Here is an 18624-nt window from a genome sequence, read left to right as displayed (position 1 = left end):
AAATCAAAAAATTATGGGCGACATAAGAAGAACCAAGTAGGTATAATATTTGACATCTCTACCGAAACATAAACCTATTCATATTCACTCATTTATGTATTATACATCGCTGATGTTATTAAATTTTTGTTCCTAATTACTTTTGCTTGACTACTTATACCTGATTTTTTTTGGACATGAATTGAAATTTTAGATTGATCATTCCTGGACGTATCCAGGGGCAAAAACCCGGTTTCTCCGTCAATCTCTCAGGCGAGAGTACCACTATTTTTCGGCTCAACCGGGTTTTTTGCGTAAGTCATATTTATGTAAATCTTATCTAGCAGAAATAACTCCTTCGCCCAATCGGTTACACCTAATTTAGCTACCCGAAACTGAGGGCGGGTTCCCCAGTGCCAAAATCAGTAAACTGGCGTACATCGGGTTCATGGAATGCTAAAACAATATCTTCTTTAGGCACTCCCAGTTCGACGAGTTGGTTCGCAATTCCGACTTCAGTACCGTCATGCTGAATCCAAATTTTTCCACCCTTGATATCAAGATGCAGAATACAGCCAAAATCGCGTCTATTTCCACGCCAACCAACATATAGAAGTTGATAATGATCTTGCTCAGTATCGAAAAGGGTTTGCACTTCGTATTCTTGCGTATTGCGTTGTATCGAAATGCGCTCTCGCCGTTCTGAAAGAAGATGACGAATGTATTGCCGATATTGCTCTATAGCCATTGAACAATAACCTCCTGTTGCACATCATAAATCATCAATCGTAGTTGATATCGCTGAACCGCCGCCACAATAAACCGTCGTTGAAAGAAACTTTCATAAATTGGCACTCGCACCGCTAGATAGAGGCGGCGATCGGGTTCAATCATTTCAAGCGCATCGCGATAATTAAGAAATTGTCCCAATGCAGTATGAAAATCTGAAACATTGGATGGGCTAATGAAACTTTTAACTTCTACAGCTATTTTCTGATGATCTCGCTGGGCGGCTAACAGTTGTTCCGCCACTAAATCAATCTCAAAATCTACATCATCAACATTAATTTCATAGGGATCGGCCGTAATCTGCCAACCTTGCTTTTCTAAACCAGTCTTAACAACACCATGAAACCGATCTTTTACCAGACAAGTTTTCTAGTTGCAGATAACTACTCATCTTGTAAGTATTTTTGCTTGACCAGCCCTAGAACTTACCAATGAATAGTCTAACCTAAATTGGGCGATCGCCAATAGTTTACAAACCGGATATCGGCACAAACTCGTAACCGTAACTCGTGCGATTTCCGGGTTTAACAGTTACTAACTGAACTGCTCGATTGCGATCGCCCGAAGGTAAAAACCGAATCGGGCCGGATGCTCCATTTGCCGAAAAATCTGACGCCGATAAAGTTTGTTGAATGCCTGTACGAGTCGGATTGCGCCCTAAACCGACAATTAAGGCGATCGTCGCATCGTAGGCTAAAGCTGTGCGCCAACTTACTTCAGCATTCCAAAGTTGTTTGGATGTTTGGGGAAAGTTTGACTGCGGATCTGCGAGAATGTGCCAAGGAACAGCTAGCACCATATCTGTTGCTGCTGCGCCACCGATTTGCAGTGTTTTAGCAGTATAAGCATCGTCTCCTGCTAGTAATGGCAGCCGTTTGGCGTTTACTTGCACTACTTGCAAAGCTTGGTCGAGCGTGGCTGAATTGGATGCTAACATAATCACTTCTGCTCCTTGGGCGATCGCACTTTTAACGCTCTCGGCGGCATTAAAATTGCCATTAGCCAAGTCAAATTCGGATACGATTTGTCCTCCATCTGCGTAATTAGCAGTGGTGAATTCATCTTTTAAAGATTTGCTGTAACTGCTGGCCGAATTGAAAAATACAGCAGCTTTTTGCTTTTGCAATTTTCCCAGCATATAGCGGGAAAGAGCATTAGCCGCAAACCGATCGCTCGGCACTGTCCGAAATATATTGCTGCCAACTCCTGAGAGCTGCACAGACGTACTTGTCGGAGAAATTGCTACTAATTGTTTTTGCTGGTAAATCTTGCTGGCTGCTAAGGTTGTATCGGAAGCAAAATGCCCAATTACTCCTAAAATTTCCGAGTTATTTGCTAAAGCATTGGCAATTTGTGCGGCAATTTCTGGGTTGTTGTCATCGTTAGCAATTAGCACTTTTAATGGAGTACCGCTAATGCCGCCGCTTTGGTTGATTTCATTTTGAGCTTGAGCTACCCCCCGCATAATTTCTAGAGCAGCATTGATATCGCTGCCAATGGGAACTGCGGCGGCAATTGTGTAGGATTTTTGAGATCCGATGCGGGCGTTGTTGAGGTAAATTAGTGCTTCTGGATCGTTGCGATTGGTTTTCAGCGAAGCTTGTAAGTCGGAAATAGCTGTGTTATAGTTGCCAGATGCGATCGCCTTTACTGCTGCTTGTTTGGTTGTTGTGGCTTGCTCTGCTGGAAGTAACAGTTTTTCGCCAGCACTCAGACGCTGCCCAATTGCCTGCTCTGATTGCGGCGAATTCCCCGTCGCAGAGTTGGGAAAAGTCGGATTTTGGGGTGATAAACCCCCGACATTGATGCTGCCTCGGCTTGTCAGCCACCAAATACCTGCACCGGCTAGCCCGATCGTAATTAGGAGCGATAATACCAGAACAGCGGTTTCATTTTTTTGGGACATGGCTGCAGAATTTTAGATTTTAGGTTTTAGATTCAACGACTTAGGAAGTTCGGCAACGAGCAATGTATGGGATGTAAAGCATTTAATAACAAGTTCTCTTTCATTTAATAATTTATGTACCAATTATGCTAATTCTCATACTTGAGATAGATGATTGGGGGCTGACATATACCTATATTTTAGCAGTTGTTAATTTATTTGAGCTTGATATTATAGAATCTAGCTGTGTAGCAGCTTAGATCCCACTGAGGTTGACTGTGATACCTGCGGATTGTTCCGTCTCTGAGGGTTTGGCTCCTTTGCCGTATTTGGCGCTGCTGGGGGCGGGAGGCGTTTCTGGGGTGATTTCTGGTGCTGTTTCAGGCACCGCGTCTCCTGAGTGTGCGATCGGTGGAATGCGATCGCTATGCAGCCAACTAGGGCCAACAGGGAAGCTGGCATTTCTCTTGTTTTTTTCCATCCTTGAACAGCTTGCTCGCGGCTATGAGGCCTGGAGTAAAGAGTCGCTGGCTTATAACTTGCTTAACTTGTTGACTGCCGTTTTATTTGCGGTCATACTTCCTACTAAGGTAGAACAATCAGCTAAATATAGTGTGTTGCGAATCCTACTTTATAGGTTTTTTTATGTTATTTAGCTTTTTGTAAACATTTTTGAGCGGTTGATATCACAATTATTTAATAAATTCTTTTTCTTAATTATATCTTTATTTTTCCCCCCAGCCTAGACAGTGGGGGAGTTTTTAATAATCCAGCAGCGGGGAAAGATTAAACTTTTTTTAAGTTTGACAAAATAAAGGACATCTTTTGTAATATAAAGAAGAAAGTTGAAAAAATTATAAAGACAAACTAATTGGATAAAAGTGTCGCTAAGGTAGTAAAAATGACGGTTGGTCAGAGAAAAAGAGTGTTAAGCTAGGCTAAGCTCAGTCAAAGCAAAACCTCGATATTTAATTAAGTTCGATCGATAACAAAGGCTAAGGTAAATTCCATGGCAAACTCAGTTTTAAATCAGCCAAACGCAGCAGCAGGAGTGCAGTGGCAGCCAAAAGATATTATCCGCGGCCTAGTGTGGAAAATTGCGATCGCAACCTGGCTGTTAATGGCTGTAGGCAGCGCCACGCGAGTCATGAATGCGGGGCTCGCTTGCCCCGACTGGCCGCTGTGCTACGGTCAATTAATACCCGCAGCGCAAATGAATTTGCAGGTATTTCTGGAGTGGTTTCACCGATTGGATGCAGGGGCGATCGGCTTGAGCGCGATCGCACTTTTAGGACTATCTTTGTTTTACCGCACCCGCCTGCCAAAATGGCTGCCTTGGGCGAGCGCCGGAGCACTATTTTTAATCGTTTTTCAGGGCGTATTGGGCGGCTTGACAGTAACACAACTGCTGAGATTTGACATCGTTACCGCTCACTTGGGAACAGCTTTACTATTTTTTGGCGCCCTGCTAGTCATCGGTTTCATGCTGACTCCCTACGAAGCTACAGGAAATGTCGGCAAATTGGCTTGGGTAAGTTCGATCGCAGCATTGTTAGTTTACCTGCAAAGTTTGCTAGGAGCATTAGTAGGCTCTAGATGGGCACTGCACCAATGTTTGAGCTCCTCAGAATTGTGCTCGGTAATGAACAGCCACATCGCCGGTATCGTCCCAGCTACTGCAGCGACTTTAGCAGTAGCAGTCATGGCTTGGCGGCAGCCTGCACTCAGTCCAAACTTGCGAAAACTGGCTAATTGGGCGAGTGTTTGCCTCATTGCTCAATTAGTTCTGGGATTAGCAACTTTCCGGCTGCACCTTCAGGTAGAACCGCTGACAGTCGCCCACCAAGCAGTCGGTGCTGCTTTGCTGGGAACCCTGATAGCTTTTAGTGTTTTAGCTTGGCGCGATCGAGTTTTATCAGCTTGAGAGATAAGACTAAAGTAAGAGGTGGCGGGTTTATTAATCCTTGTAGCTACACCAAATATTTCTCGTAAAACCCGCCACTCCAACCTAATGACTAATGACGAATTCGGAAATAATTACTAACAGCTTACAACCGATGCAAGAAATCCTTACCAACGACAGGCCCCGCCTCCACGAAAACTTTTCGCAGGTGGTTAAAAGTTACTATCAACTAACAAAACCCAGAATTATTTTACTGCTGCTAATCACCACATCAGCAGGAATGTGGATGGCTGCCAAAGGAGAAGTAGATCCGCTATTGCTGGTATCAACTATTACTGGAGGCGCTTTAGCTTCCGCGTCGGCTAATACGATTAATTGTGTCTACGACAGTGACATCGATTATATTATGGAGCGCACCCGGTGGCGGCCGATTCCTTCGGGGCGTGTGAAGAAGCGGGATGCTTTGATATTTGCGATCGCCCTAGCTACAATATCCTTTACATTGCTGACAGTTGTTGCCAACTTATTAGCCGCATTGCTAGCAATGTCAGGCATCGTTTTCTACGTCCTAATTTACACCCACTGGCTGAAGCGCCACAGCGTGCAAAACATCGTCATCGGCGGTGCAGCAGGGGCGATTCCGCCGCTAGTTGGGTGGGCTGCCGTTACGGGAGATTTGAGTTGGGGTGCGTGGCTGCTGTTTGGGATTATATTCCTGTGGACACCGCCGCATTTTTGGGCCTTAGCAATGATGATTCGCGATGAATACAAGGAAGTAGGCGTCCCGATGTTACCCGTAATTGAGGGCGACGAAGAGACAGCCCGCCAAATTTGGATTTACACCCTATTGATGATTCCTGCAACTTTGCTGCTAGTTTATCCCCTGCATTTAGCCGGCGCGGTGTATGCGGGAACAGCTATTTTCCTCGGTGCTATTTTTGCCCAAAAAGCTTGGTTGCTGTTGCAGACTCCAGAGGATAAGATTGTTGCGCGATCGCTCTTCAAATACTCTATTCTGTACCTGATGCTATTGTGCGCGGGCATAGTGGTTGATAGTTTGCCTGTGACTCATAACTTTACTACTGCTCTTGTACAAAATGTGCAAACTTTGATTAGTGCAGTTGTGATGTAGTTAGGACTTACCCATAAATACCAAAGAAGCCGGGTTTTTCACCAGTATTAAAGTCTCAAATTCACTATTTCGCTAAAAAACCCGGTTTCTGCCTAAGTCATAGTAGTGAGTTAAATTGCAATTCTTAAAATGAAGCCCGCATCTAGCGGGTTTTGTTTGTTTACTTTATGGAATGGGATACAACCATTTGCGAAATAATTGTGTTAAGCGCGGCATGATCAAATAGGTGAGCAGGATAACAGTCAGACCTGTGATCATCAGAGATGTGAGCAAGGCAGGAAGCCCTGATAGTAGCGGTACCAGCAAACGATTGAGAATAGAAATGGTAAAAAACACTCCCAACCATGTAACTAACGCCATTTTGTAGCGAGGGGGTGGAGCCTTCATCAATTTATTGGGCAGCGTAAACCAGGTTTCCAATCCGGTCAGGGTTTGAATATCTTCTGGCCTTTCAATTAATGGCTGCAATCGCTCAATCCACTCTCGCCGAACATCAGATTCAAGCCAGGCTTTGAGATTGTCGTAGCAATCGAACTTGAGAATGACCACGTACTCAGGATGAGCGTGATGGTGGGGTCGAATAGTGCTGACACCCAGATATCCCTTGAATTTTCGTGCATCTGCGGCGATGCCATGAAACCATGCTTCGTAACCTTGCTCGCGCCCCGGTTTCAGGACATGAGAGATCACAGCGGTGACTAGATAGTTTTCTTCACTGGAATTGCTCGCCAACGGTTCTTCCAACATAGAATTTAGAGAATTAACTGAGAGAAAAGTTTTATTCAGAACAACCACCATAGAGATACCAAATTGCTGGGCAATTTTCGGCAGCACGTCTTGAAACAGAAGGGAGATTAACGAATGCGATCGCGCAGTTTTGGCATGAGAGGAAATGACTAGCGAGATCCAGCAGCTTGTAAGGCAGCTTGGGCATCGGCGAGATCCTGCGATCGAGTTTCCTCTCCACTCATGAGATTATCGGCATGGATGACTTCAATCTTAGTGATGCCCATGAAACCAAAAATCAGTCGCAGATAGGGTTATTGGAGATCGTAGCCAGAGTAAGGCGTATCTTTTAATTAGCCTGAAATTGTGACCTCGTTCTGCCCAGAAAAAGACTTGCAATCATTGACAAGAGCTATTAAAAACACCCTCTACGTGACCTACAACGAAGTAGTTGCCACCGCTACGTTTCACGTAAAATTGATAACCTAGCGATGACAATATTAACTCAGTTACACAGGAGCTAAATAAACTAGGCGCTTTCTCACTACTTACTAGGAAGTCCAGTATTTGCCTTTGCTGCATAGCTGGTCATCAGGTTTTTGTAGTCAGGAATAAACTCTGCTAATAGACTACCCAGTCCTTCAATATCGTTGCGCCAGTCACGGTGCAATTCACACACAACGCTAAACCAATTAACCAACTGAACTCCAGCACGAGACATTCGATCCCAAGCTGCATAGCGACAGGCTTCATCGAAGGTTCCAGAGGCATCGGTGACAACAAAAACCTCATAACCTGCCTCCAATGCCGAAAGCGCACAAAAAGTAACACATACATCAGTGACAATTCCGGCCACGATCAATTGCTTTTTACCTGTTGCTTCTACTGCTTTAACAAAGTCCTCGTTGTCCCAAGCGTTGATTTGTCCGGGACGCGGAATAAAGGGAGCATCTGGAAATTTCTCCTTCAGTTCAGGGATGAGGACTCCATTGGGGCCTTGCTCAAAGCTAGTTGTCAAAATTGTAGGCAGGTTGAAAAATTTGGCTGCACTTGCTAGCGCCAGCACATTATTTTTGAAGTCGGCGGCACCAATATCACGCACAAGTGAGAACAGTCCAGTTTGATGATCGACCAGCAAAACCGCAGCATTATTCTTGTCTAGACGGTTGTATTTGAATGTAGACATGAGGTATTTCTCCTATTTGGGTTATGGGTGAATGAGGAATTGCAGAATGGAGTCAAGAATCAGAAAGCCTTGAGTTGTACAACTTAAATGTGATTTTTTATTAAAAGCGAAACGTCTATTTCCTCTAAATAACTTATGGCGTAAGCTGTTGCGACATGAACTCAGTTTGCAAAATCTCACCAAATTTCACCACTCCAGATCCGCAAGTTAAGCGCTGAGTTAGGTCGCTAGTTGGTCAGTGAGGGCAGCAGCTTAAAAGTTATCTGTGAGGATTCAGAGCCAAACTAATTGCCTTTTGTAGTATACCGTAGGACAATCTACTCAGCTCAATATGCTGGAGTTCGCCATGATTCGACCGACCACACCGGATGACAGGACTGCGCTCATGGCCATAGCCGATGCGATCGGCTTCCAGCCGAACGAGGTTGAGGAACTGAGCGAAATGCTGGCTGATTACTTCAGTGGCGAGAGCGACAGTGCTCATTTCTGGCTCACCGATGACGACAATGGGCCAGTTGGGGTCGCCTACTGCGAGCCAGAACGGATGACAAATCAGACGTGGAACCTGCAATTGATCGCCATCCGGCCTGACCGCCAAGGACAAGGACGCGGTGCGACACTGCTGCGCTACGTTGAACAAACGTTGAGGGCGCGGGGTGGGCGCATATTGCTGGTGGAAACATCAGGGCTGCCGGACTTCGATCGCACGCGGGTGTTCTACGCGAAATGCGGATACGAGGAGGAGGCGCGTATTCGCGACTTCTACGCGGCGGGCGATGATAAAGTCGTGTTCCGCAAAGTGTTAAGCGCAGACTAGACTAGGGTCTTTTGGGCAATGATATAAACATGATTTTCAGGATACTGGTCATATTCGAGATGGCGGCAGGTGCAATGATGCTCAACCAGAATTTGCAGGAAAGTATCTACACCCAAAGTGCTGTAATCAAAGTCTTGACCTTGAAATGCTCCCGAAACCTCGCTGCTTGTATGTCCGCCGCCACAAGTGAACAAGATCACTCCATTGGGTTCAAGCGCATCGCATAGCTTTTGTATCACAGGCGCTTGCTTGTTGATTGGCAGATGAAACGTGCTATCCCACGCTGCAATCAGGCTGTAAAGTTTCGGCGGCAGCCAATCACAAATGTCTTCCCGGTAAAACGTGATTTCTGGATGTAGCTGCTGGGCTAAATCGATCATTTCGCTAGAAATATCAAGCCCTTCAGGCTGAAATCCATGCTTGGATAAACTGTTAATAAAACGTCCGCTGCTTCCACACCCGACATCAAGTGCTGCGTGCTGCTTAGAAGTAAATTTGATCGCCCGTTCTAATTGGGCAATCCCGTAGGTTGAATCTTGATGCTCAGTTTGCCACCATTGGGCAATTCGGTCGTAGCGGGCCGATGTATCATTTGGCTCCATAGAGTGACCTCATAAGTGTCGATCGAGATTTTCAGCGAAATTAAAATCTTTGCCCACGGTACACCCAGACTACGCGATCGCCCCTAACCCTCTCAATGTCGCTTTTTGAGCGTTTGTTAATCCCGCCCGGCCTTGAATATTAATTACATCTTGAACACTACCAAATTTTTCAATGTTTCAATTTCTGGCTGTCAGTGGGAAAGTGGCGATTTCTGTTGAAGATTCTGGCAGAGGGGGGCGCAGACAAAGATAAACTAGCGGCCCTAACAGCGGAACTAGAGAGACTGCCCAAAAAATGCGATCGTCCGCGAGTCCGCGGCGTGCCATGTCGTCTCCCAAAAGTGAGGGAAATATTACAGCCATCAAGCAACAATCCCAAGTTATTAAATGCACAAAAGGTATTGACTGCCACTGCTTGACATAATCTCCCCAATCTCCATTTAACCAAGCCCAAGCTAACAGCCAGATAGTAGTTAGTAAAAGTACAATCCCTGTCCAGTGGGAGTCTGATATTTTGATCAACATATCTTTGCGGCCGGAAAATTGTGGCTGAGGCTGGCGGAGGAGTAAATAGGGAATTAAGCCGATGATGCCGGCGCCGTTGGAAGCGATGAAAGCAGGCCAAGCCGATATATTTTGGGTTTTCTCGTCAATGAATAAGAGGCAAGCGTAGACCATCGGCCACACTCCCATGAGAGCGAATATGGTGACAAGGTAGGGGTTAATTCCTTCTAGCTGCAACTTGAGCATTTTTTCCATAACTGTTAACGTTCCGGGCTGATCGAGAGGAGCTAGCAGCAAGGTGTAGGCAATAAATGTGGCCCAGAGCAACCCCAGAAAAATTTTTGTTTTCATTATTATATATAACGAGTATTTGAACCCGACTAAATTAAATTATGGTAAAGTAACGCCAGAGTTAGGCGCGTCTATCTTAGGTCATAAGCAGTTCGATTGGAACAGCCGCTGCAAACCCCGTTTTAGTTCGGGGATGAAAGGCTCTACAGCAGGCGATCATTACTTTAGGCAGACGCAGGTGCCATGTCAGGAGAGATACATTTTAAAGAATCGGTTGTTTTTATTACAAAACCCCTTAGCAAAGGAGTTTCAGCGGTGAACTTAATATCTGTAGAGGAACTCAAAGCGCTGGTACAACAATCTCCTGGATTGTGCGTCTCTATTTATATGCCAGTCGCTCAAGGAACAGAAATTCAACAAAATCCGATTCGGTTCAAAAATTTAATCAGAGAGGCTGAAGACAAAATAGTAGAGTACGGATTTGACAAAAAAGAAGCTGGGGAATTGCTAGAGCCAGTCCGAGCCGAAATTGACCAGGAAAACTTTTGGGAAAATCAAAGCAACCTGCTGGCGATTTTTGTCGGTTCAGGATTTTTCCGCTACTATAGCTGTCCGGTGGATTTTGAGGAATTAGTGGTTGTGAGCGACACTTTTCACGTCAAGCCGCTGATGCCTTTGCTGACAGGAGATAATTTATTTTATGTGTTAGCTCTCAGTCAAAAGGAAGTGAGGCTGATTGAGTGTACGGCTTACAGTGCTCGGGAAGTTGAAGTTGAAAACTTGCCAAAAAGCCTTGAGGAGGCTCTGCAATATGACCCGACAGCTAAAGATGGTCAGTTTCGGATTGCTACTTCAAAAGGAGGCACTAATAATTCTTTTCAGCAGCCGGGAAGTTTTCACGGCCAAGGAAGTCCGGATCGAGATGAACCCCAGCAGGAAATATTGCAGTATTTCCACATAATCGATGGGGCGCTGCACAAATATTTGCACAATAAAAAAGCTCCTTTAGTGTTAGCGGGAGTTGAGTATTTGCTCCCGCTTTACCGAGAAGCCAATACCTACCGGCATTTAGTTGAAGAAGGAATTACAGGCAATCAGAAACTTCTCAAGCCGGAAGAGTTGCGGGCCGAAGCTTTGCCGCTGGTGGAACCTTTGTTTTTGCAGGCTCAGTCTGAGGCGATCGCACAATACCGCGATTTGACAGGAAGCGATAAAATTTCTGCTGATTTGAAAGAAGCTGTTTCGGCTGCTTATTTTGGACGGGTCGATCGACTGTTTGTTGCTCTTGGCGTTCAGCAATGGGGTACTTTTAATCCCGATACGAACGCGGTGCAAATCCACGCAGATGCCGAATTTGGCGACGAAGATTTGTTGAATGCCGCAGCAATTCAAACTATTCTCAACGGCGGAACTGTTTACGCGATGCCGCCGGAACAAGTGCCGGACGAGGCACCTTTAGCTGCTATTTTTCGCTATTAATTTACCAGGTTTAAACCAATGGAATCTACTTCAATGACAAATTCCGACAAACAAAACCAAACTAACACCGGCGATACCGAACGCTGGGCATCTTTAATTGGTGGCGGGGCGCTGGTGCTTTTTGGCTTGTCGCAGCGTTCTTTGAGAGGTGCTTTGCTGGCGGTTGCGGGGGGCGGTTTAGCTGCTCGCGGTCTGGGGGTTGTCGAGGGTTTGCAGTCGGCTGCAGATCCGAATCAAAGCATTAAAGTTGAAAAGACGGTGACGATCGACAAACCGGCTGATGAATTGTACCATTTATGGCGCAATTTTGAAAATTTGCCTCGGTTTATGAAGCATCTCAAACACGTTACGGTCATCGATGAAACACGTTCTCACTGGATTGCCAGCGCGCCGATGGGCAATAGTGTGGAATGGGATGCAGAGATTGTCCGCGAAGAAGAAAATCGCTTAATTGCTTGGGCGTCTGTGGAAGGATCTGATGTTGACAATTCGGGTTTTGTGCGCTTTCAACCGGCACCAGCGGGACGCGGTACTGAGGTAAAAGTTGTCATCGAATACAACCCTCCGGGCGGTGCAATTGGTGCTGGCGCTGCTAAACTATTTGGCGAAGCTCCCGAACAGCAAATTGCCAATGATTTACGTCGCTTTAAGCAGTTGATGGAAGCTGGGGAAATAGCGACTACGGAAGGTCAACCTTCGGGCCGCAAGTAATAAGTTAGATGGTGTCCCCCGATCTAAGCATCTTTGTTGTTTACCTGATTAGCTGATGTCATCTCAAGTGGTTTTCGGAAATGCGGGCGCTGAAGGTGCAAGTCGGGGCGGTTGGTTTGCGGGTCACTTTATGACGCCGGGCGATGACCCGCGATCGACTTCTGTTTTAGAAGTAAAATGGGGCACTCACCCCGCCGGAGATTGTAGGACTCAGTGGGCGGTAAATGCGGAAGCAACAACGCTTTCTATCCTGGTAAAAGGGCGGTTTCGCCTGCAATTTCCAGAACAAGAAATCTTGCTTTCTCGCGAAGGAGATTATGCTCTCTGGCTACCGGGAGTTCCTCATTATTGGTCTGCCGAGGAGGATTCGGTAATCGTGACTGTGCGGTGGCCTTCCCTACCGGGAGATAGTTCTGGAGTTAAGAATTAACTTTAACTTCGGGAACCAAAACGCGGCCGCTATAACCTGCGCGCTGGTAGCGATCGATCGCCTCGGATGCGATCGCACCCGCTTTCCCACTCTCCACCAAGGCTACGCAAGCACCGCCAAAACCTCCGCCCGTCAGCCTTGCGCCGAAGACTCCGGGGATTGACTGCAAGATTGCCGCCAGCGTGTCTACTGCCGGCACGGAAACTTCGTAGTCGTCGCGCTGACTGGCATGGGAAGCATTCATTAACTCGCCAAATCGTTTTGCTGGCAAAGATTTTATCGCTTCGAGTACGCGGTTGTTTTCGGTAACGACGTGCCGCGCTCGCTTTCTGAGAGGTTCCGGCAATACTTCGACAGCTTGGGGGTCGGCGATATCCCTAAGAGCTTTAACTCCCAATATCCGCGCGGATTCCTCACACTCGGCGCGCCGCTTGTTGTACCCGCTTCCTGCTGCTAGTTCGTGGCTTTCGCCACTGTCAATTATTAAAATTTCTGTGTTTGTGGGAAAAGGTATCGGGCGGCATTCGAGGCTGCGGGTGTCGATCAATAGCATGGTGTTGGTGTCTGCTAAACTCGACGCCATTTGATCCATGATGCCACAGTTCAAGCCGGCATATCGGATTTCGACTTGCTGTCCGATTTGAGCTAGCCGCACGTCGTCTAGGGGGAGGTTCAGCAGGGCGCGCACTCCTCTGAGGGTTGCTATTTCTAAAGCGGCGCTGCTGGACAAACCGGCTCCGATCGGCACAGTCGAGGTAATGTAGAGATTTATTGGCGGTATTTTGTATCCTTCTTTTTCTACAAGTCTCAGGCAGCCACAGATATAACTGACGAATTTTTGCGGTATGGTATCGTCGTCTGAAAAATTTATGAGTTCGTCATATTCTGCTGAATAAACATGGTGTCGATCGTCGCTGCTGAAGCCGATTTGTACTGTGGTGCGCTGGGGAATCGCAGTTGGAAGTACAAATCCATCGTTGTAGTCTGTATGTTCGCCCAGCAGGTTTACTCTGCCGGGGGCGCTGGCTGTGGTTTTGGGTAATGTACCAAATACTCGTTGGAATTTCATTTTTGGGGAAGTGCTAATTGGTTCTTGGTTATTTGTTATTGGTTATTTGTTATTGGTTATTTGGAAAAACAGCTAGCCGTGTCTCCGTGACTTACGTGTTGTGCTGTTGGTAATTGGGAAGAAATAAATTTATTTTTTATCGTTTGTCCTTATTATAGTGCCCAATTTTTTTGGTTAATTCAACCCCTGTTAACAAAAATAAACATCACCGTAGGTTGGGAAAAGATATTGAGCTGTGATAGAATGACAGGCTAAGATTTCTCCAAGAATTCAAAAAATGCGATCGACCCGACCCCGAAAACAGTTTGCTCAACATTGGCTCAAAAGCGAGAAAGCCTTAGATAAGATTGTGAAAGCGGCTTCTTTGGATCAGGATCGTGTCCTGGAAATTGGTCCGGGTACGGGGATTCTGACTCGGCGTTTGCTGCCTGCGGCTGAGTCTGTTGTTGCTGTGGAGATCGATCGAGATTTGTGTCTCAAGCTAGCCAAACAACTCGGCAAAACCGACAATTTTTTACTGCTGCAAGGCGACTTTTTGGAAATGGACTTAGAGGCTGAATTAACGGCTTTTCCCAAATTCCAAAATCCCAATAAAGTTGTTGCCAATATTCCTTATAATATCACCGGCCCGATTCTGCAAAAACTGCTGGGAACGATATCTGTTCCTGTGGCTAAACCCTTCGATGCGATCGTGCTCTTAGTGCAGAAAGAAGTGGCCCAAAGGCTTTACGCTAAACCGGGTTCGACAGCTTTTGGCGCTTTGTCGGTGCGGGTGCAGTATTTAGCAGAATGCGAGTTAATTTGCGATGTGCCCTCTAAAGACTTTTTCCCGCCGCCAAAAGTCGATTCTGCCGTGGTGCGGCTGCTTCCGAGAGAGATAGAAACTGCGGCGGTTAATCCGCGCTATTTGGAGAATTTAGTTAAGTTGGGATTTGGTAGCAAGCGCAAGATGCTGCGAAATAATTTGAAAGGGGCTGTGGACTTAGATAAACTTGTTCAATTGCTAGAAGAGTTACAGATAAATCCTCAATCTCGCGCTGAAGATTTAAGCGTGGAGCAATGGGTAAAGTTGAGCAATAATATTATGTGCGATGTTTGAAGCTCAAAATTGTGTTAGATACCCGAATTCTTAAATAATTCGGATATCTGAGTATTTTTGTTAATAAGGAATTTTCGGTGTGACTACTAACAGTTGAATTTAGGTTTTACGGGGATTCTTAAAGGTTTCTTGCAGGCTAATCGGAATTTTAATAATAAATTCTGCACCTTTCCCCGGTGCAGAAATACACTGCAATTCGCCTTTATGTCTGACTGTGATAATTTGATAGCCAATCGATAAACCTAATCCCGTGCCTTTACCTACTGGTTTAGTGGTAAAAAATGGATTAAATAACTGGTCCCTCACCGATTCTGTTATTTCTGGCCCGTTGTTGCTAATTCGGATTTCTACCACTTCACTGTCTGAAAGTTTGGTAGAAATTTTGATGAAGTGGCGATTAGCTTCATTGCCTGCAATCGCCTTGCTGTGGCTGTCATCTTCTAAAGCATCAATAGCATTAGCCAGGATATTCATAAACACTTGATTTAGCTGTCCGGGGTAGCACTCTATTCGGGGTAAATTGCCATATTCTTTGATAACTTGAATATTGGCCAAACCGGGCTTAGCATTCAATCTGCTTTGCAAAATCATCAGTGTGCTGTCAATTCCTTTGTGAACGTCGGCTAATTTCATTTCTGCTTCGTCATGGCGCGAAAAAATTCGCAGCGATTTGACAATACCGAGAATGCGCTCGGCCCCGTTTTTCATAGAAATTAATATTTTTGGTAGGTCTGATTTGATAAAATCTAAATCTACAGACTGGAGTTTTTCTTTAAGTGTGGGTAGGGGATTCGGATACTGCTCTTGATAGATATTGACCACTTCTAGCAAACTATCGGCATACTCGCGAGCGGGAGTAACATTGCCGTAAATAAAGTTAATCGGATTGTTGATTTCATGAGCAACCCCAGCGACCAATTGCCCCAAAGATGACATTTTTTCGCTGTGAATTAGCTTGGATTGAGCCTGCTTCAATTCAGACAACGCTTGTTCGAGCTGTTGAGTTTGAGACTTTAACTCTGCGGTGCGTTCCTCAACTCGAATTTCTAATTCTTCTTTAGCGTTTTTTAGTGCAGCTTCGGCTAATTGGCGATCGACAATTTCCGATGCTAGGAGTCGGTTTGCCAATTCTAACTCTAGAGTTTGAGACTTTAACTCTGCGGTGCGTTCATCAACTCGAATTTCTAATTCTTCTTTGGCTTTTTTTAGTGCAGCTTCGGCTAATTGGCGATCGACAATTTCAGCTTCTAGGAGTCGGTTGGCGGATTCTAACTGTGCGGGACTGGGAAGTGCTAGGGCTTGAGGGATTAAGTCTACCAGAAGTATGGCTGTAGCAAAGGAAAAAAGGGCAGTAATTGCTTTCATTGTTCCTGAAAGCCAATAGGTAGGATGCCAAAGCGTCCAGACTTCAAATATGTGAGTGATCCCGCAGGCGACGATAAACCCTCCAAACATGGCAAAGATCCAGTCAAAGGGCAAATCTTCGCGTTTGGAAATAAAATAAATCAGTGTAATCGGGATAGAGAAATACGCTAGTGCAATGATCGAATCTGAGGCAACGTGAAGCCAGACTAACGGGGTCTGCCAGAGATAGCAGTGGCCGTGAGGAATAAATGGCCCGGAAGTAAAAAAAGTTTTCCACATTTCCTGCATAATATTTCCTTTGAGTTGTGAGAAAATGGACGGGGACTGGTGTCAATTAATTTCAACCAGGGGTTTCTTTCACCTGCGGCTTAATCACCTATGCGTTCATATTCTCTGTTAGCTTCAGCAAAAATCAATCTGTATCTGGAAATCATAGGCGATCGCCCCGACGGATATCACGAACTGGCGATGGTACTTCAAAGCATAGATTTAGCCGATCGAATTGACTTGCGCGCGATCGGTACGGACACGATTCGCGTGCGCTGCGATCACCCGCAAGTCCCTCCCGATAAGAATAACCTGGCCTACCGGGCGGCGGATTTGTTGGCGAAGCAATTCCCCGATGCTTTGGCGAAATACGGCGGAGTCGAGATTGCCATTCACAAGCAGATTCCAGTGGCGGCGGGGCTTGCCGGCGGTTCGGCCAATGCGGCTGCGGTTTTAGTCGGGATGGATTTGCTGTGGCAATTGGGACTTACTCAGTCGGAGTTGCAAGAGTTGGGGGGAACTTTGGGTTCGGATGTGCCTTTTTGCATTGCTGGAGGTACGGCTTTGGCAACTGGTCGCGGAGATAAACTGTCGCCCCTGCCTGATTTGGCAGGCTTTTCTGTGGTTTTGGCGAAGTACCGCAATCTAAGTATTTCTACCGCATGGGCGTATCAAACTTATCGCCAGCAGTTCAGTAGTTCCTATTGTGGAGCGGCAGATTTGGACTGCCGCCGGGAACGGCTGCATTCGGGCCCGATGGTGGGGGCGATCGCCCAAAAAGATCGCTCAAAAATTGGTCAATTGCTGCACAACGATTTAGAAAAAGTTGCTTTGCCCGTGTACCCGCAGGTGTTGCAGTTGCGGCAGGCTTTTGAGTCGGCGGGGGCTTTGGGAACGATGATGTCGGGTTCCGGGCCGACGGTGTTTGCGCTGGCCGAGTCTTCAGAGCAGGCTCAGCAAGTTATGGAACGGGTTAAAATTGCGATCGCTTCTCCAGATTTGGATTTTTGGGTAGCAAAGTTTAGCAATACTGGGATTCAGATTTTTTCGGAGGGAAACGATACGAAACCGCCGATTTCGAGGGTGTAACTCGCAGATGGTGCGATCGCCATCGCCCGTTAAACGTGTCTAACAGGCGAGGGTCAAGATTAATCTAACTTTTCGCAGAGTCTATTGAGATCGAAGAACTGATAATATGTCATGCAACACCGATTTTAGTTTTGGTGAATTAACCAGAAATCTAAAATCTAAAATCTAAAATCTAAAATCGCCATGACTGATTTAACTAATCCAAATTCTACTTCTAAACCTCTGAGTTCGGCTGGAGATGCAACCTCTGCATCTTCTGAGGCGCCGACGATTTTGCGGTGCGTGATGGGTTCGCTAATCGCGGGCGGGTTTGCGGCAGCTTTGTACGCACTAACTTTGTCGATCGTCCAAACTTTTGCAAATTCCCCCATTCATTCTGACAATGTAACTGCGATTAATATTGGCGCGGCTGTGCGAACTTTAGTAATGGGAATTGTGGCTTTGGGTTCGGGTGTGTTTGCTTTTGCATCTTTGGGTTTGATGCTGCTGGCTGTGCAACTTGTAATTCAAAAGTTGCTAAAGAAACCTACAGCTTGAAGTCTACCAATTGCAAAAATTGGGCTGCACAAACTTTCATCCGCAAGCCAAAGACTGCATACTAAGATCGAAGCAATGGAATTATTTACGATCGGGCACTCCAATCTGAGTATTGAAGCGTTTGTTTTGCTGCTGCAACAACACGGAATTACGGCGGTTGCGGACGTGCGCTCGCATCCCTTTAGCCGCTATTTACCTCATTTTAATAAATCCGAAATTAATGCTTCACTGTCAAGTGTCGGCATTCAATATGTTTTTTTAGGCAAAGAGTTGGGCGCGAGACCGGAGGATTTAAGCTGTTACGATACTAGCGGTAAAGCTTTATACGATCGTATAGCAGCAACTCCTCTATTTTTCCAAGGAATTCAGCGCTTGCTCAAAGGCGCAGCCAATTATAAAATCAGTTTAATGTGTGCGGAAAAAGACCCGATTACTTGTCATAGGACTATTTTAGTTTGCCACCAACTTAAAGTATTTAATTTACAAATTAATCACATTCTTTCAGATGGCAACTTAGAATCACACCAGCATTTAGAAGAAAGACTTTTGAGCAAGTTTAACAAAGGTTCCAAAAAATATGAGCCTATTCAGCTAAGCTTTTTTGAATTAGAACCTGATGTTAAAACTGAAAGGGTTGATTTAGAAACAGCTTATTATCGTCACGGATTGGAAATCGCTTATATCAGAAAAAAAACAATTAATTAATTTATCAAATATGTCCCTGTTAGCGAATTTTCCTAAACCAAAATATTTAAATTCCTGCC

At 45.7% G+C, this 18624-nt stretch carries 20 protein-coding genes; 10 read left to right on the top strand and 10 right to left on the bottom strand.

The features are described from left to right. Positions 1-364 precede the first annotated feature (364 nt). From NDI35_RS05830 to NDI35_RS05815, 4 genes are all read right to left on the bottom strand, one after another. Positions 365-727 carry a XisI protein gene (locus tag NDI35_RS05830; protein ID WP_445311883.1) on the bottom strand — a complete coding sequence of 121 codons (363 nt, stop codon included), beginning with the start codon at positions 725-727 and terminating at the stop codon, positions 365-367. Further along, positions 718-1128, bottom strand: a complete 411-nt coding sequence (locus tag NDI35_RS05825; RefSeq protein ID WP_445311894.1) for a XisH family protein — start codon at positions 1126-1128, stop codon at positions 718-720. Before NDI35_RS05825 ends, NDI35_RS05830 begins: the two co-directional genes overlap by 10 nt. Before the next feature lie 109 nt (positions 1129-1237). Next, a complete protein-coding gene (locus tag NDI35_RS05820) occupies positions 1238-2674 on the bottom strand; it encodes an ABC transporter substrate-binding protein (RefSeq protein WP_445311882.1) in 1437 nt (478 codons plus the stop codon). Between the two features lie 235 nt (positions 2675-2909). After that, entirely contained in the window at positions 2910-3134 is a 225-nt protein-coding gene (locus tag NDI35_RS05815) for a hypothetical protein (RefSeq protein WP_445311881.1), read from the bottom strand. Between the two features lie 528 nt (positions 3135-3662). Between NDI35_RS05815 and NDI35_RS05810 the strand changes: the two genes are divergently transcribed. Both NDI35_RS05810 and NDI35_RS05805 read left to right on the top strand, forming a co-directional pair. Continuing rightward, positions 3663-4577 (top strand): COX15/CtaA family protein, encoded by a 915-nt coding sequence (locus NDI35_RS05810; RefSeq protein ID WP_445311880.1) that lies wholly within the window; start codon positions 3663-3665, stop codon positions 4575-4577. A gap of 133 nt (positions 4578-4710) precedes the next feature. After that, positions 4711-5688, top strand: a complete 978-nt coding sequence (locus NDI35_RS05805; RefSeq protein WP_333152056.1) for a heme o synthase — start codon at positions 4711-4713, stop codon at positions 5686-5688. Positions 5689-5853: 165 nt separating this feature from the next. Here NDI35_RS05805 and NDI35_RS05800 read toward each other — a convergent pair whose 3' ends face one another. Both NDI35_RS05800 and ycaC read right to left on the bottom strand, forming a co-directional pair. Continuing rightward, positions 5854-6522, bottom strand: coding sequence for a putative antibiotic biosynthesis monooxygenase (locus NDI35_RS05800; protein WP_445311879.1), 669 nt, complete (start codon positions 6520-6522; stop codon positions 5854-5856). A gap of 436 nt (positions 6523-6958) precedes the next feature. Beyond that, positions 6959-7600, bottom strand: a complete 642-nt coding sequence (ycaC, locus tag NDI35_RS05795; protein WP_445311878.1) for an isochorismate family cysteine hydrolase YcaC — start codon at positions 7598-7600, stop codon at positions 6959-6961. 346 nt (positions 7601-7946) lie between these two features. Here ycaC and NDI35_RS05790 point away from each other — a divergent pair, with 346 nt between their 5' ends. Continuing rightward, positions 7947-8417, top strand: coding sequence for a GNAT family N-acetyltransferase (locus NDI35_RS05790; protein ID WP_445311877.1), 471 nt, complete (start codon positions 7947-7949; stop codon positions 8415-8417). Here the strand turns inward: NDI35_RS05790 and NDI35_RS05785 are convergent. Together NDI35_RS05785 and NDI35_RS05780 are read right to left on the bottom strand one after the other, a co-directional pair. Continuing rightward, a complete protein-coding gene (locus NDI35_RS05785) occupies positions 8414-9019 on the bottom strand; it encodes a class I SAM-dependent methyltransferase (protein ID WP_445311876.1) in 606 nt (201 codons plus the stop codon). The genes NDI35_RS05790 and NDI35_RS05785 overlap by 4 nt on opposite strands. Positions 9020-9196: 177 nt before the next feature. Next, positions 9197-9874, bottom strand: a complete 678-nt coding sequence (locus NDI35_RS05780; protein WP_445311875.1) for a DUF2834 domain-containing protein — start codon at positions 9872-9874, stop codon at positions 9197-9199. Between the two features lie 255 nt (positions 9875-10129). Between NDI35_RS05780 and NDI35_RS05775 the strand changes: the two genes are divergently transcribed. From NDI35_RS05775 to NDI35_RS05765, 3 genes are read left to right on the top strand one after another with little or no spacing between them, the layout of a single operon-like run. Further along, a complete protein-coding gene (locus NDI35_RS05775; protein WP_445311874.1) occupies positions 10130-11293 on the top strand; it encodes a baeRF3 domain-containing protein in 1164 nt (387 codons plus the stop codon). Positions 11294-11311: 18 nt separating this feature from the next. Continuing rightward, positions 11312-12004, top strand: coding sequence for an SRPBCC family protein (locus NDI35_RS05770; protein ID WP_445311873.1), 693 nt, complete (start codon positions 11312-11314; stop codon positions 12002-12004). 55 nt (positions 12005-12059) lie between these two features. Next, positions 12060-12434 carry a signal peptidase I gene (locus tag NDI35_RS05765; RefSeq protein WP_445311872.1) on the top strand — a complete coding sequence of 125 codons (375 nt, stop codon included), beginning with the start codon at positions 12060-12062 and terminating at the stop codon, positions 12432-12434. Here NDI35_RS05765 and galK read toward each other — a convergent pair. Beyond that, positions 12424-13503, bottom strand: a complete 1080-nt coding sequence (gene galK, locus NDI35_RS05760) for a galactokinase (RefSeq protein WP_445311871.1) — start codon at positions 13501-13503, stop codon at positions 12424-12426. The genes NDI35_RS05765 and galK overlap by 11 nt on opposite strands. A gap of 277 nt (positions 13504-13780) precedes the next feature. Between galK and rsmA the strand changes: the two genes are divergently transcribed. Next, the gene (gene rsmA, locus NDI35_RS05755; RefSeq protein WP_445311870.1) at positions 13781-14602 is read left to right on the top strand and encodes a 16S rRNA (adenine(1518)-N(6)/adenine(1519)-N(6))-dimethyltransferase RsmA; all 822 of its coding nucleotides are present in this window, start codon (positions 13781-13783) and stop codon (positions 14600-14602) included. A gap of 99 nt (positions 14603-14701) precedes the next feature. Here rsmA and NDI35_RS05750 read toward each other — a convergent pair whose 3' ends face one another. Next, positions 14702-16255, bottom strand: a complete 1554-nt coding sequence (locus NDI35_RS05750) for a sensor histidine kinase (RefSeq protein WP_445311869.1) — start codon at positions 16253-16255, stop codon at positions 14702-14704. Between the two features lie 90 nt (positions 16256-16345). Between NDI35_RS05750 and ispE the strand changes: the two genes are divergently transcribed. The 3 genes from ispE to NDI35_RS05735 all read left to right on the top strand — a co-directional run bounded on the left by ispE (position 16346) and on the right by NDI35_RS05735 (position 18565). Continuing rightward, the gene (gene ispE / locus NDI35_RS05745) at positions 16346-17323 is read left to right on the top strand and encodes a 4-(cytidine 5'-diphospho)-2-C-methyl-D-erythritol kinase (RefSeq protein ID WP_445311868.1); all 978 of its coding nucleotides are present in this window, start codon (positions 16346-16348) and stop codon (positions 17321-17323) included. Positions 17324-17506: 183 nt separating this feature from the next. Beyond that, the gene (locus tag NDI35_RS05740) at positions 17507-17860 is read left to right on the top strand and encodes a DUF3082 domain-containing protein (RefSeq protein WP_445311867.1); all 354 of its coding nucleotides are present in this window, start codon (positions 17507-17509) and stop codon (positions 17858-17860) included. 75 nt (positions 17861-17935) lie between these two features. Further along, entirely contained in the window at positions 17936-18565 is a 630-nt protein-coding gene (locus NDI35_RS05735) for a DUF488 domain-containing protein (protein ID WP_445311866.1), read from the top strand. The last annotated feature ends 59 nt before the right edge of the window (positions 18566-18624 follow it).

It is taken from the genome of Microcoleus vaginatus FACHB-2002, from assembly GCF_040004035.1.
GTDB classification, from domain to species: domain Bacteria; phylum Cyanobacteriota; class Cyanobacteriia; order Cyanobacteriales; family Microcoleaceae; genus Microcoleus; species Microcoleus vaginatus_C.
Note: the sequence above shows the minus strand (reverse complement) of the source record. Positions and strands in the feature narration are given on the sequence as shown.